The sequence below is a fragment of the Streptomyces guryensis genome, from assembly GCF_021261325.1.
GTDB lineage: Bacteria > Actinomycetota > Actinomycetes > Streptomycetales > Streptomycetaceae > Streptomyces > Streptomyces guryensis.
On the sequence record NZ_JAJSBI010000019.1, the window covers coordinates 97,533 to 112,328 of the forward strand.

Genomic DNA, 14,796 nt, shown 5'->3' on the forward strand with positions numbered 1-14,796 from the left:
AGCGAAGAAGATGAGCCGTTCTGCACACCCCGCCGGGCCCCGTCACGCCGACGTCCTGCCCGAGGGCCACTACTCCGCCCCGCCCACCGACCTCAACGTCCTCGACCCCAAGGTCTGGGCCCAGACGGTCACCCGTGACGAGGACGGTGTGACCACCGTCGGCGGTATCGATGTGAAGACCATCGCCGAGCAGTACGGCACCCCCGCCTATGTCCTCGACGAGGCCGACTTCCGGGCCCGGGCGCGGGCCTGGCGCAGCGCCTTCGGGGCCGACGCCGACGTCTTCTACGCCGGGAAGGCGTTCCTGTCGCGTGCTGTCGTGCGCTGGCTCCATGAAGAAGGGCTCAACCTCGACGTCTGCTCCGGCGGCGAGCTCGCCACCGCCCTGTCCGCAGGTATGCCCGCCGACCGCATCGCCTTCCACGGCAACAACAAGTCGGTGGAGGAGATCGAGCGGGCCGTCCGCGCCGGTGTCGGGCGGATCGTCCTCGACTCCTTCCAGGAGATCGTCCGCGTCGCCCACATCGCGCAGGAACTCGGCAGGCGGCAGCGCGTGCAGATTCGGATCACCGTCGGTGTCGAGGCCCACACCCACGAGTTCATCGCCACCGCCCACGAGGACCAGAAGTTCGGGATCCCCCTGGCCGGCGGGCAGGCCGCCGAGGCCGTGCGGCGGGCCCTTCAGCTCGACGCGCTCGAACTCATCGGGATCCACAGCCACATCGGGTCGCAGATCTTCGACATGTCCGGGTTCGAGGTCGCCGCGCACCGGGTCGTCGGGCTGCTCAAGGACATCCGTGACGAGCACGGCGTCGAGCTGCCCGAGATCGACCTCGGCGGCGGGCTCGGGATCGCGTACACGAGCGACGACGATCCCCGCGAGCCGCACGAGATCGCCAAGGCGCTCACCGAGATCGTGACCCGGGAGTGCGAATCGGCGAGGCTGCGCACCCCGCGCATCTCCGTGGAACCGGGGCGCGCCATCGTCGGGCCGACCGCCTTCACGCTGTACGAGGTCGGCACCATCAAGCCTCTCGACGGGCTGCGGACCTACGTCTCCGTCGACGGGGGCATGTCCGACAACATCCGCACCGCGCTGTACGACGCCGAGTACAGCGTCGCTCTCGTGTCGCGGACGAGCGACGCCGAGCCCATGCTCGCCCGTGTCGTCGGCAAGCACTGCGAGAGCGGGGACATCGTGGTGAAGGACGCGTTCCTGCCCTCCGACCTGGCACCGGGTGACCTCGTCGCCGTGCCCGCCACGGGCGCGTACTGCCGTTCCATGGCCAGCAACTACAACCACGTGCTCCGGCCGCCCGTCGTCGCTGTGCACGACGGCGAGGCGCGCGTGATCGTCCGCCGCGAGACGGAGGAGGACCTCCTGCGTCTCGACGTCGGATGAGGGCGGACAACCGGAAAACTCCCGGTGGGTGGAAGATCTCCTGTCTTCCACCCCCGTACAAATGAAATAGATGTCTCACGATCCGGACATTGGACAGAAACTCCCGTCCGGTGAGTGAGACTGGTCCAACCGTAGACGGTATGAGGAAACGAGGTCGGATGATGCGTACGCGTCCGCTGAAGGTGGCGCTGCTGGGCTGTGGGGTTGTCGGCTCAGAGGTGGCGCGCATCATGACGACGCACGCCGACGACCTCGCCGCCAGGATCGGGGCGCCCGTCGAACTGGCGGGTGTGGCCGTGCGGCGGCCCGACCGGGTCCGCGACGGCATCGACCCGAGCCTCGTCACCACCGACGCCACCGCGCTCGTCAAACGCGGGGACATCGACGTCGTGGTCGAGGTCATCGGCGGCATCGAGCCGGCCCGCTCCCTCATCACCACCGCCTTCGAGCACGGCGCGTCCGTCGTCTCCGCCAACAAGGCGCTGCTCGCCCAGGACGGGGCCGCCCTGCACGCCGCCGCCGAGCAGCACGACAAGGACCTCTACTACGAGGCCGCCGTCGCCGGCGCCATCCCGCTGATCCGCCCGCTGCGCGAGTCCCTCGCCGGCGACAAGGTCAACCGTGTGCTCGGCATCGTCAACGGCACCACCAACTTCATCCTCGACAAGATGGACAGCACGGGGGCGGGGTACCAGGAGGCGCTCGACGAGGCCACGGCGCTCGGGTACGCCGAGGCCGATCCCACCGCCGATGTCGAGGGCTTCGACGCCGCCGCCAAGGCCGCCATCCTCGCCGGTATCGCCTTCCACTCACGGGTGCGCCTCGACGACGTCTACCGCGAGGGGATGACCGAGGTCACCGCGGCCGACTTCGCCTCGGCGAAGAACATGGGCTGCACCATCAAGCTCCTCGCCATCTGCGAGCGGGCGCGGGACGGCGGATCGGTCACCGCGCGCGTGCATCCCGCCATGATTCCGCTGAGCCATCCCCTCGCCTCCGTGCGCGGCGCGTACAACGCCGTGTTCGTCGAGTCCGACGCGAGCGGGCAGCTCATGTTCTACGGGCCCGGTGCCGGCGGTGCGCCCACCGCGTCCGCCGTGCTCGGCGACCTCGTCGCCGTCTGCCGCAACCGGCTCAGCGGGGCAACGGGGCCCGGCGAGTCGGCGTATGCCGCGCTGCCCGTGTCGGGCATGGGTGACGTCGTCACCCGCTACCACATCAGCCTCGACGTGGCGGACAAACCGGGTGTTCTCGCCCAGGTCGCGACCGTCTTCGCCGAGCACGGTGTGTCCATCGATACGGTTCGGCAGCAGGGCAACAACGGCGAGGCCGCTCTGGTCGTCGTCACCCACCGCGCGTCCGACGCCTCCCTCTCCGGGACCGTCGAGGCGCTGCGCAAGCTCGACACCGTGCGGGGTGTCGCCAGCATCATGCGGGTTGAAGGAGAGTAACCAGCAATGACCCACCAGTGGCGCGGAATCATCGAGGAGTACCGGGACAGACTGCCGGTATCCGACACCACGCCGGTCGTGACGCTCCGCGAGGGCGGCACGCCCCTCGTGCCCGCGCAGGTGCTCTCCGAGCGCACGGGCTGCGAGGTCCACCTCAAGGTGGAGGGTGCGAACCCCACCGGGTCCTTCAAGGACCGCGGTATGACCATGGCCATCACCAGGGCCAAGGAGGAGGGCGCGAAGGCTGTGATCTGCGCCTCCACGGGCAACACGTCCGCCTCCGCCGCCGCGTACGCCGTACGGGCCGGCATGGTTTCGGCCGTTCTCGTGCCGCAGGGCAAGATCGCGCTCGGCAAGATGGGGCAGGCGCTCATCCACGGAGCCAAGATCCTCCAGGTCGACGGCAACTTCGACGACTGCCTCACCCTGGCCCGCGCACTGAGCGACAACTACCCCGTGGCGCTGGTGAATTCGGTCAATCCCGTGCGCATCGAAGGCCAGAAGACGGCTTCCTTCGAGATCGTCGACATGCTGGGCGACGCCCCTGACATCCACGTCCTCCCGGTCGGCAACGCGGGCAACATCACCGCGTACTGGAAGGGCTACAAGGAGTACGCCGCCGACGGCGTCGCCACGCGCACCCCGCGCATGTGGGGCTTCCAGGCCTCCGGCTCCGCGCCCATCGTGCGCGGCGAGATCGTCAAGGACCCCTCGACCATCGCCACCGCGATCCGTATCGGCAACCCCGCCTCCTGGCAGTACGCCCTGGCCGCGCGGGACGAGTCCGGCGGCTTCATCGACGAGGTGACGGACCGTGAGATCCTGCGCGCCTACCGGCTGTTGGCCGCGCAGGAGGGTGTTTTCGTCGAGCCGGCGTCCGCCGCGTCCGTCGCCGGTCTGCTGAAGGCCGCCGAGCAGGGCAAGGTCGACCCGGGCCAGAAGATCGTGTGCACGGTCACCGGGAACGGCCTGAAGGACCCGGACTGGGCCGTCGCCGGCGCCCCGCAGCCGGTCACCGTCCCGGTCGACGCGGTGACGGCGGCCGAGCGCCTCGGTCTGGCCTGACGTCCGGCCTGACGGGGATCTCCCTCCGAAGGGTGCACAGGGGGCTTACGGCACGCATCGTGCGCCTCCTGTGCGCCCTATGTCGCCACAGAAGCATCCTTCGATAGGCTGTACCGAACCCGCCCGCCGCATATGCCTCCGACCATGGAGCATCTGGACGGTGCCGCGCCGTCTCCACGGCCTGAGGGTCTCCCCGTACGTATCCGATGTCGTATCGAATGTTCTCGACCATCACGCAGCTCAAGGAGAGTCATCGAGAGATGGCCGGTCCCGCCTTCCGCGCCGCCGCCGTAAGGGTGCGCGTCCCCGCCACCAGCGCCAACCTCGGCCCGGGCTTCGACGCCTTCGGCCTGTCGCTGGGGCTCTACGACGACGTAGTCGTCCGGGTGGCCGACTCCGGGCTGCACGTCGACATCGCGGGCGAGGGCAGCGAGACGCTGCCGCGTGACGAGAAACACCTCCTCGTACGCTCCCTGCGCACCGCCTTCGACCTGCTCGGCGGACAGCCGCGCGGCCTGGAGATCGTCTGCGCCAACCGCATCCCGCACGGCCGTGGCCTGGGCTCCTCCTCGGCCGCCATCTGCGCCGGCATCGTCGCCGCGCGCGCCGTGACCATAGGCGGGGAGTCGAAGCTCGACGACACGGCCCTGCTGGAGCTAGCGACCGAGATCGAGGGCCACCCCGACAACGTGGCGGCCTGTCTGCTCGGCGGTTTCACGCTCTCCTGGATGGAGGCGGGCGCTGCCCGCGCGATCAGGATGGACGCCGCCGATTCCATCGTTCCGGTGGTTTTCGTGCCCGGAAAGCCGGTCCTCACCGAGACCGCGCGCGGCCTGCTCCCGCGCACCGTGCCGCACGTCGACGCCGCCACCAACGCGGGCCGCGCCGCCCTGCTCGTCGAGGCCCTGACCAGGCGTCCCGAGCTGCTGCTGCCCGCCACCGAGGACCGCCTCCACCAGGAGTACCGCGCGCCCGCCATGCCGGAGAGCGCCGCGCTGGTGGAGCGGCTGCGGGCCGACGGCGTCCCGGCGGTCATCTCGGGCGCGGGACCCACTGTGCTGGCGCTGGCCGACGCCGACAGCGCCGACAAGGTCGCCCATCTGGCAGGCGAAGGGTGGGCCGCGAACCGGCTCGACCTCGACGCCCAGGGAGCGAGCGTGCTGCCGCTTGCGACCTGACACACGGTTGCCGGATTTCGAGAGGGGGAATGTTTGTTGGATCCGGTAGTGTTAATCTCAAGTCTGCACCCGACCCCACCATGGCGAGGTGCTTCGTGTCCCCGTCCGGGACAGACATTCTTCCGGGAGCCTCCCAAGCCGCACTGTGTTCCGTACGACGTACGCGGGCAGTACCTCGTACGCGGGCACTGAGCGACTTGCCGGGCACGCTCCGGAATCGGTGCGACCAAGCCACGTGACACCGACACTCGGTGCCACGGTCACGGCTTTGGGAAGCGCCATCCCAGATATTGCCTCCGCCACCTTTGGCGGACCACCGCCCCGGCACGGTCCACACAGCAAGGACCGAAGCCGGAAGCACAACCGGTCGCCGAGCCAGACAGGCCGACGTCCGCTCCAGGGAAGGACCCTTCGTGAGCGACACCACCGATCTGATGGGCGCACGTGTCGAGGAGACCGCTGCCGCGCCCGCCACGGACGCCTCCGCGCCTGCCAACGGTGCAGGCTCCCGGCGGCGCCGCGGTACCGGCCTCGAGGGCATGGTGCTGGCCGAGCTGCAGCAGGTCGCATCCGGCCTCGGCATCAGGGGCACCGCGCGCATGCGCAAGAGCCAGCTGATCGAGGTCATCAAGGAGGCGCAGGCGGGCGGCGGTGCCGCTCCGGCCAAGGCCGAGGCTGCCGCCGAGACCAAGCCCAAGCGCCGCGCCACCTCCAAGGCTCGTACGGGCGAGGACGCCGCTCCCGCCGTCGAGAAGAAGGCGGCCGCCCCGGCCGAGAAGGCCGTGGCCCAGCAGCAGATCGAGATCCCCGGCCAGCCGGCCAGCGAGGACGCCGCTCCCGCGGAGCGTCGCCGTCGTCGCGCCACCGCCGAGGCGGGCAGCCCCGAGACGGTCGCCGCCGAGGCCAAGAGCGAGCCGAAGGCAGAGACGCCCGCCCCGCAGGCGCAGGGCGACGCCGGTGACGGCGATGGCCGCCAGGGCCGGCGCGACCGTCGGGACCGCGACCGCGGAGGCCGTGACCGCGACCGCCGCGGCAACAAGGGCGACGAGCAGCAGGGCGGCCAGGGCGGTGGCCAGCAGCGCCAGGACCGTCCGGACCGGCAGGACCGGCAGCAGGGCGGCGCCCGCCAGGACCGTCAGCAGCGCGACAACGGCCCGCAGGACGACGACGACTTCGACGGCGGCCGCCGTGGCCGTCGGGGCCGCTACCGGGACCGTCGTGGCCGTCGTGGCCGTGACGAGATGGGCGGCGCCGAGCCGCAGCTCAACGAGGACGACGTCCTGATCCCCGTCGCGGGCATCCTGGACATCCTCGACAACTACGCCTTCATCCGTACGTCGGGGTACCTGCCGGGTCCCAACGACGTCTACGTCTCGCTCGCCCAGGTCCGCAAGAACGGTCTGCGCAAGGGTGACCACGTCACCGGCGCGGTCCGGCAGCCCAAGGACGGCGAGCGCCGCGAGAAGTTCAACGCGCTGGTCCGTCTGGACTCGACCAACGGCATGGCGCCCGACTCCGGGCGCGGGCGGCCGGAGTTCAACAAGCTGACGCCGCTGTACCCGCAGGACCGCCTCCGTCTGGAGACGGACCCGGGCATCCTCACCACCCGCATCATCGACCTCGTCGCGCCGATCGGTAAGGGCCAGCGCGGTCTGATCGTGGCCCCGCCGAAGACCGGCAAGACCATGATCATGCAGGCGATCGCCAACGCGATCACGCACAACAACCCCGAGTGCCACCTGATGGTCGTCCTGGTCGACGAGCGTCCGGAAGAGGTCACCGACATGCAGCGGTCGGTCAAGGGCGAGGTCATCTCCTCGACCTTCGACCGTCCGGCCGAGGACCACACCACGGTCGCCGAACTCGCCATCGAGCGTGCCAAGCGACTGGTGGAGCTGGGTCACGACGTCGTCGTGCTGCTCGACTCGATCACGCGTCTGGGCCGTGCGTACAACCTCGCCGCGCCCGCCTCCGGCCGCATCCTGTCCGGTGGTGTCGACTCGACCGCGCTCTACCCGCCGAAGCGCTTCTTCGGTGCGGCCCGCAACATCGAGGACGGCGGCTCGCTGACGATCCTGGCCACCGCGCTCGTCGACACCGGCTCGCGCATGGACGAGGTCATCTTCGAGGAGTTCAAGGGCACCGGCAACGCCGAGCTCAAGCTCGACCGGAAGCTCGCCGACAAGCGCATCTTCCCGGCGGTGGACGTCGACGCGTCCGGTACCCGCAAGGAAGAGATCCTGCTCGGCAGCGATGAGCTCGCCATCGTCTGGAAGCTGCGGCGGGTGCTGCACGCGCTCGACCAGCAGCAGGCGATCGAGCTGCTGCTGGACAAAATGAAGCAGACGAAGTCGAACGCCGAGTTCCTGCTGCAGATTCAGAAGACGACGCCCATGCCGGGCAACGGCGACTGAGGCACAGCCTTCACGCAGGTCGCCCCCCGTTACTCCGGTAACGGGGGGGCGACCTGTTGGCGCAGTTAGGGAGGGGCGCACTCTGTGCCCCTCCCTAACTCGTGTCTCAATGGGGGGACTTCCCTTGGCTACACCCCTGTCCGGTGGTCGTCACAGACGCCGGATACGCATCGCCCTGCCTGTCGCCGCCGCGGGCGTCGCTGCCGCAGTCGCCGCCGTGCTGACGGTCTCGTCCGCAGGCGCGGCGACGGCCTCGGCGGACCCGACGGCCAAGCTCAGCAAGAGCTCCGCATCGCTGACCGACCTGACGGACCGCATCGCCGGCGCACTCGCCACCGACAAGGACTTCAGGAAGGCGTCGAAGACCAAGGACACGAAGACGGGCGGCCCGAGCACGTCCTCCACGTCTTCGACCTCGTCCGGGTCCTCGTCGACCTCGACCGTCAGTCCGATGGTCATCGGCGGCACCACCACGAGCATCACCTCGGCCCCGTGGATGGCCCAGCTCTGGTACTACGACGACAAGGGCACCAGCGACACCGGCGACGACGTCGGCTTCTTCTGCGGTGGCGCCGTCGTGGCGCCCACGAAGATCCTCACCGCCGCGCACTGCGTCCACGGCTACAACTGGCACGCGTACGGATCGATCGTCACCGGCACCGACCAGCTGCCCACCACCGACAGTTCGGGCAACACCGACCTGCACGGCGGCACGGTCTCCGGCGTCTGGCGGCAGTGGAACCACCCGTCGTACAACTCGACGACCGTCGACAACGACGTCGCCGTCCTGACCCTGGCCACCCCGATCACCGCCACGCCGATCCGCATGACGACGTCCACCGACACGGCGTCCTACGCGGCCGGTACCGGCGCCAAGGTCTATGGCTGGGGCCGCACCAGCTCCACCAGCAACGACATCTCGGGGACCCTGCAGTCCGCCACGCTGCCCATCCAGTCCGACAGCACCTGCTCCGGCTACTACAACAGCGAGTTCATCGCGGGCCACATGGTCTGTGCGGGCAATCCGGCGACCGGCAGCGACTCCGGCACCGTCTCCGCCTGCAACGGCGACTCCGGCGGCCCGCTGATCGTGGGCAACCGCATCGTCGGCATCGTGTCGTGGGGTGTGCAGGACTGCGTCGCCAAGGGCGCGTACAGCGTGTTCACCAAGGTGAGGTCGTACGTCGGCGCCGCCTACCCGCGCATCGACGACACCAACCTCAGCGACGGCGCCACCTCCACCCCTGACGGCAAGGCCGACCTGTTCGTGCGTGACCACTCCACGTACACCGGCTACGAGAAGGACTCCAAGGGCACCTCGTTCGCGGCCCGAGTCTCCTGGGGCAGCTTCAGCGGCTACAACACGATCCTGCAGACGGACCTCAACCGGGACGGCTACCAGGACTTCATCCTGCGCCGCAGCAGCGACGGTGCGGTCTTCTGGCTGCACTACATCCCGTCCACCCAGAGCTGGAGCAAGAGCGAGATCTTCAGCAACTGGGCCAGCCGGAAGTTCACCGTCGCCCCCGGTGACGTCACCGGTGACTACCTGCCCGACCTGCTCTCGGTGGACTCCTCGGGCATCCTGTGGATCTACCCGGGCAAGGGCAACGGCACCTTCGCAAGCCGCGTCGAGGTGGGCTCCGGCTGGGGCCAGTACAGCGCCCTGCGCGGCCACGGCGACTTCAACGGCGACGGCAAGACCGACCTGATCGCCTGGAGCAAGAGCACCGGCTACGTCTACCTCTACCGGGGCACCGGCACAGCCGGCTCCGGGGCGTTCTCCAGCCGGATCAACGTCCGTACCTGGACCGGCTACAACACCTTCGACGCGGTCGGTGACGTCACGGGCGACGGCAAGGCCGACTTCCTGGCCCGTACGTCCAGTGGCACGCTCTATCTGTACCCGGGTACCGGTAAGGCCACAAGCGAGATCTTTGCCACAAGAATCTCGGTCGGTACCGGTTTCCAGGGGTACGACCTCTTCGGCTGAAACCGCAGGTGAGCGGGGAACGCCCGGCACATCTCCGTGACGCTCTGTGTCCAGCCTCCCACGGGTTGGGCACAGAGCGTCGTGCAACCCTTTCTCGAGTTTCCCCGTCTGACCCGACGGAGTGACGATGGTGCGGTACGACGCGTATCCGCGACCGACAGGCCTGTCCCTGAACGCAGGGGGTAACCGACCGGACGAGATCGAGGAGCACATGTCCGCCGAGAGCACGCCGGAACCCGGCATACCGGGAGAGTCCGGCACCACCGGCACGCGCGGCCGCACCAAGGGCCGCCGTCGCAAGCCCCGCGGCACGCGCCGCAGAGGCCTGCTGATCACGGCGTGGACCGCCGCGGGCATCGTCGTGCTGGGCGGCACCGGCGCCGGATACCTGTACTTCAAGCTCAACGGCAACATCAAGAGCGTCGACATCGACTCGGCCCTGGGCACGAACCGGCCGACGAAGGTCGACAACGGCTCCGAGAACATCCTGGTCCTCGGTTCGGACAGCCGCTCCGGCAGCAACAAGAAGCTCGGCGGCGGCACCGACGACGGCAGCGCCCGCTCCGACACGGCGATGATCGTGCACGTCTACAAGGGGCACAAGAAGGCCAGCGTGGTCTCCATGCCGCGCGACACCCTCATCGACCGCCCCGAGTGCACCGACACCCACGGCAAGACGTATCCCGCCGTGTCCGGCGTCATGTTCAACACCGCCTACTCCACCGGCGGCGCCGCCTGCGCCGTGAAGACCGTGGAGTCGATCAGCGGGCTGCGCATGGACCACTACCTCGAGGTCGACTTCAGCGGCTTCCAGAAGCTCATCGACGAGCTCGGCGGCGTGCAGGTCACCACGTCCAAGAGCATCAACGACTCCCAGAGTCACCTGAACCTCAAGGCCGGCACGCACCAGCTCGACGGCGAGCAGGCCCTCGGCCTGGTGCGCACCCGGCACGGCGTCGGCGACGGCTCGGACCTCGGCCGCATCCAGCTCCAGCAGGCCTTCATCAAGGCCCTGGTCGAGCAGGTCAAGCACGTCGGCGTCTTCACCAGCCCGAAGAAGCTCTACGACCTGGCCGACACCGCCACCAAGGCCGTGACGACCGACTCCGACCTCGGCTCGGTCAACTCCCTGATGTCCTTCGCCGGCGGCCTGAAGAGCATCGGCTCGAACAGCATGCACATGATCACGATGCCGGTCCAGTACGACCCGTCGGACCCGAACCGGGTCATCGTGGAGAAGACGAAGGCCCAGCAGGTCTGGGACGCCCTGAAGAACGACCGTACGATCCCGAAGTCGGCCACTGAGGGAACGGCAACCGGCGAAGCCAAGGGTGTGGTGAGCAGCTCTTAGGGGCGCGGGGCTGTGTCGATCTGCGGCTCCGCCGCGCGGGCGCGATCAACCCCCACCGGCCCGCAGGGGAATAGATCACCCCATCCCCCGGTTTTGGGGGATGGCCCCAGTCCTGGCAGACTGGTACGTCGGCCCCGGTTCACGCCCCCGCACCCCGCAGGAGCGACCCGGTGCCCTCCCGAAACTAGGAGACACCTTGAAGCGCGACATCCACCCCGAGTACGTCGAGACGCAGGTCAGCTGCACCTGTGGCGCGTCGTTCACCACCCGTAGCACGATCTCCAGCGGCACCATCCGCGCCGAGGTCTGCTCCGAGTGCCACCCGTTCTACACGGGCAAGCAGAAGATCCTCGACACCGGTGGCCGTGTGGCCCGCTTCGAGGCCCGCTTCGGCAAGGCTGCGGCCGGCTCCAAGAAGTAGCTGGCTCCCATCCGCCGGTCCACGGCCGCGCCCTGAAACAGGCGCGCCGGGACCGGCGTTTTTGGTCGCCCGCCTTCCGCCCTTTTCCACGCAGTACAGGAGCCCAAGATGTTCGAGGCCGTCGAGGAACTCGTCGGTGAGCACGCCGACCTGGAGACGAAGCTCGCCGACCCGTCGGTCCACTCCGACCAGGCCAACGCGCGCAAGCTGAACAAGCGCTACGCCGAGCTCACGCCGATCGTCGCCACGTACCGCTCCTGGAAGCAGACCGGCGACGACATCGAGACGGCGAAGGAACTCGCCGCCGACGACCCGGACTTCGCGGCCGAGGTCAAGGAGCTGGAGAAGCAGCGCGAGGAGCTGACCGAGAAACTGCGCCTGCTGCTGGTCCCGCGCGACCCCAGCGACGACAAGGACGTGATCCTCGAGATCAAGGCGGGCGCCGGCGGCGACGAGTCCGCGCTCTTCGCGGGTGACCTGCTGCGCATGTACCTCCGGTACGCCGAGCGCGTCGGCTGGAAGACCGAGATCATCGACGCCACCGAGTCCGAGCTGGGCGGCTACAAGGACGTCCAGGTCGCCGTGAAGACCAAGGGCGGCCAGGGGGCCACCGAGCCCGGGCAGGGTGTCTGGGCGCGGATGAAGTACGAGGGCGGCGTGCACCGCGTGCAGCGCGTGCCGGCCACCGAGTCGCAGGGGCGGATCCACACCTCCGCCGCCGGCGTCCTCGTCACGCCCGAGGCCGAGGAGGTCGACGTCGAGATCAACCCGAACGACCTCCGCATCGACGTCTACCGCTCCTCCGGCCCCGGCGGCCAGTCCGTCAACACGACCGACTCCGCGGTGCGCATCACGCACATTCCGACCGGAGTCGTCGCCTCCTGCCAGAACGAGAAGAGCCAGCTGCAGAACAAGGAGCAGGCGATGCGTATCCTGCGCTCCAGGCTGCTCGCGGCGGCGCAGGAGGAGGCAGAGCGGGAAGCCGCCGACGCCCGCCGCAGCCAGGTCCGCACCGTCGACCGCTCCGAGAAGATCCGCACGTACAACTTCCCGGAGAATCGCATCTCGGACCACCGCGTCGGCTTCAAGTCGTACAACCTGGACCAGGTCCTGGACGGCGACCTCGACGCGGTGATCCAGGCCTGCGTCGACGCGGACTCGGCGGCGAAGCTGGCGGCTGCCTAAAGGCACCTGCGCACAACCCAGTACGACACGGAGGAATGCGTGAACCTGCTGCTCGCAGAGGTGGCACAGGCCACCCAGCGGCTGGCCGACGCCGGTGTGCCCTCGCCGCGCAACGACGCGGAGGAGCTCGCCGCGTTCGTGCACGGCGTGAAGCGGGGCGCGCTGCACTCCGTGAAGGACTCGGACTTCGACGCCCGCTACTGGGAGGTCATCGCCCGGCGTGAGCAGCGCGAGCCGCTGCAGCACATCACCGGGCGGGCCTACTTCCGCTACCTCGAACTCCAGGTGGGGCCGGGCGTGTTCGTGCCGCGGCCCGAGACCGAGTCCGTGGTCGGGTGGGCCATAGACGCCGTACGCGCCATGGACGTCGTCGAGCCCCGCATCGTCGACCTGTGCACCGGCTCCGGCGCCATCGCACTCGCGCTGGCCCAGGAGGTCCCGCGCTCGCGCGTGCACGCCGTGGAGCTGTCCGAGGACGCCCTCCAGTGGACCCGCAAGAACGTCGAGGGTTCGCGCGTCGACCTCCGTCAGGGCAACGCCCTTGACGCCTTCCGGGACCTCGACGGCCATGTCGACCTGGTCATCTCCAACCCGCCGTACATTCCGCTGACCGAATGGGAGTACGTCGCTCCCGAGGCGCGGGACTACGATCCCGAACTCGCCCTGTTCTCGGGGGAGGACGGCCTCGATCTCATCCGCGGTCTGGAACGGACCGCACACCGGCTGCTGCGCCCCGGCGGCGTCGTCGTCATCGAGCACGCCGACACCCAGGGCGGTCAGGTGCCGTGGATCTTCACCGAGGAGCGGGGCTGGGCCGACGCGGCCGACCACCCGGACCTCAACAACCGCCCCCGGTTCGCGACGGCCCGCAAGGCGCTGCCGTGACCACCCCGACGACCCCATCCCAGATGTACGTGTACGAGGAGGCCCGCTAGATATGGCACGGCGATACGACACCAACGACGCGACGGACCGCACGACCGGTCTGCGCGAAGCCGCGTCCGCCGTCCGCCGTGGCGAGCTCGTGGTCCTCCCGACCGACACGGTGTACGGCATCGGCGCCGACGCGTTCTCCTCGGAGGCGGTCGCGGACCTGCTGGAGGCCAAGGGCCGGGGCCGCAACATGCCCACCCCGGTGCTGATCGGGTCCCCGAACACGCTCCACGGTCTCGTCACCGACTTCTCCGAGCTGGCCTGGGAGCTCGTCGACGCCTTCTGGCCGGGCGCGCTCACGCTCGTCGCCAAGCACCAGCCGTCCCTGCAGTGGGACCTGGGCGAGACCCGGGGCACCGTCGCCGTCCGTATGCCGCTGCACCCGGTCGCCATCGAGCTGCTGACCGAGGTCGGCCCCATGGCCGTGTCCTCGGCGAACCTGACCGGTCACCCCGCCCCCGAGGACTGCGACGCCGCGCAGGAGATGCTCGGCGACTCGGTCTCCGTCTACCTCGACGGCGGCCCGACCCCGGGCAACGTCCCGTCCTCGATCGTCGACGTCACCGGCCCCGTGCCGGTGCTGCTGCGCGAGGGCGCGCTCTCGCCGGACGAGCTGCGGAAGGTCGTACCCGACCTCGAGGTGGCGAATTGACGGCCCCTGACGCGGGGCGTGGCATAGGCAACGGGGAAGAGACGGGGAGCCTGTTCGAACAGGGCCTTCCCATGACCAGCTTCCGCATCCTCCACGTCAGCACCGGCAACGTGTGCCGCTCGCCGATCACCGAGCGGCTGACCCGCCATGCCCTGGCGGCCCGGCTCGGCGACCCCCTGTGGGGCGGGCTGATCGTGGAGAGCGCGGGCACCTGGGGCCACGAGGGTGCGCCCATGGAGGCCAACGCGGAGGCGGTCCTCGCCGACTTCGGCGCGGACGCCTCCGGCTTCATGGGCCGGGAACTCCTCGACGAGCACGTCATCATGGCCGACCTCGTCCTGACGGCGACCCGCGACCACCGCTCCCAGGTCATCTCCATGGGCCACTCGGCGGGACTGCGCACCTTCACGCTGAAGGAGTTCACCCGTCTGGTGCGGGCGATCGACCCCGCGACCCTGCCGCCCCTGGAGGAGGGCGTGGTGGCACGCGCGCGTGCCCTGGTCCGAGCCGCGGCGGCTCTACGCGGGTGGCTCCTGGCCCCGACCGCCGAGGCGGACGAGGTGTACGACCCGTACGGCGCCCCGCTGACCTTCTTCCGGTCCATCGGGGACGAGATACATCAGGCGCTGGATCCGGTGGTGACGGCGCTGACGGGGGTGCCTGCGAAGGCGTAGGCGACTCCTGGCGCCCACCGGGACCGGGACGCCGATACCGGGCGCCCCAGGCGTCCGAGGCCTACATTGGTCGTACG

At 69.6% G+C, this 14,796-nt stretch carries 12 protein-coding genes; all 12 read left to right on the forward strand.

Annotated features, from left to right (window positions below):
* Positions 1–10: 10 nt before the first annotated feature.
* The 12 genes from lysA (at position 11) to LJ657_RS31620 (ending at position 14,719) form a co-directional block, all read left to right on the forward strand.
* Positions 11–1,402: a diaminopimelate decarboxylase gene (gene lysA, locus LJ657_RS31565; RefSeq protein ID WP_232652262.1), complete on the forward strand. Its 1,392-nt coding sequence runs from the start codon at positions 11–13 to the stop codon at positions 1,400–1,402.
* A gap of 158 nt (positions 1,403–1,560) precedes the next feature.
* The gene (locus LJ657_RS31570; RefSeq protein ID WP_232652264.1) at positions 1,561–2,853 is read left to right on the forward strand and encodes a homoserine dehydrogenase; all 1,293 of its coding nucleotides are present in this window, start codon (positions 1,561–1,563) and stop codon (positions 2,851–2,853) included.
* Positions 2,854–2,859: 6 nt separating this feature from the next.
* On the forward strand, positions 2,860–3,918 hold the full coding sequence (thrC, locus tag LJ657_RS31575) for a threonine synthase (protein ID WP_232652266.1): 1,059 nt from the start codon (positions 2,860–2,862) through the stop codon (positions 3,916–3,918).
* Between the two features lie 260 nt (positions 3,919–4,178).
* Positions 4,179–5,096: a homoserine kinase gene (gene thrB / locus LJ657_RS31580; protein ID WP_232652268.1), complete on the forward strand. Its 918-nt coding sequence runs from the start codon at positions 4,179–4,181 to the stop codon at positions 5,094–5,096.
* Positions 5,097–5,509: 413 nt separating this feature from the next.
* Positions 5,510–7,510, forward strand: coding sequence for a transcription termination factor Rho (rho, locus tag LJ657_RS31585; RefSeq protein ID WP_232652270.1), 2,001 nt, complete (start codon positions 5,510–5,512; stop codon positions 7,508–7,510).
* A gap of 109 nt (positions 7,511–7,619) precedes the next feature.
* Positions 7,620–9,503 (forward strand): trypsin-like serine protease, encoded by a 1,884-nt coding sequence (locus LJ657_RS31590; protein ID WP_232652272.1) that lies wholly within the window; start codon positions 7,620–7,622, stop codon positions 9,501–9,503.
* Positions 9,504–9,714: 211 nt separating this feature from the next.
* Entirely contained in the window at positions 9,715–10,854 is a 1,140-nt protein-coding gene (locus tag LJ657_RS31595; RefSeq protein WP_232652274.1) for an LCP family protein, read from the forward strand.
* 196 nt (positions 10,855–11,050) lie between these two features.
* Positions 11,051–11,275 (forward strand): 50S ribosomal protein L31, encoded by a 225-nt coding sequence (gene rpmE / locus LJ657_RS31600; RefSeq protein WP_019753312.1) that lies wholly within the window; start codon positions 11,051–11,053, stop codon positions 11,273–11,275.
* A gap of 108 nt (positions 11,276–11,383) precedes the next feature.
* Positions 11,384–12,460, forward strand: a complete 1,077-nt coding sequence (gene prfA, locus LJ657_RS31605) for a peptide chain release factor 1 (protein WP_232652276.1) — start codon at positions 11,384–11,386, stop codon at positions 12,458–12,460.
* Between the two features lie 39 nt (positions 12,461–12,499).
* Positions 12,500–13,345, forward strand: coding sequence for a peptide chain release factor N(5)-glutamine methyltransferase (gene prmC / locus LJ657_RS31610; protein ID WP_232652278.1), 846 nt, complete (start codon positions 12,500–12,502; stop codon positions 13,343–13,345).
* Between the two features lie 52 nt (positions 13,346–13,397).
* Positions 13,398–14,045, forward strand: coding sequence for an L-threonylcarbamoyladenylate synthase (locus tag LJ657_RS31615; RefSeq protein ID WP_232652279.1), 648 nt, complete (start codon positions 13,398–13,400; stop codon positions 14,043–14,045).
* Entirely contained in the window at positions 14,042–14,719 is a 678-nt protein-coding gene (locus LJ657_RS31620; protein ID WP_232652280.1) for an arsenate reductase/protein-tyrosine-phosphatase family protein, read from the forward strand. Before LJ657_RS31615 ends, LJ657_RS31620 begins: the two co-directional genes overlap by 4 nt.
* Positions 14,720–14,796 lie beyond the last annotated feature (77 nt).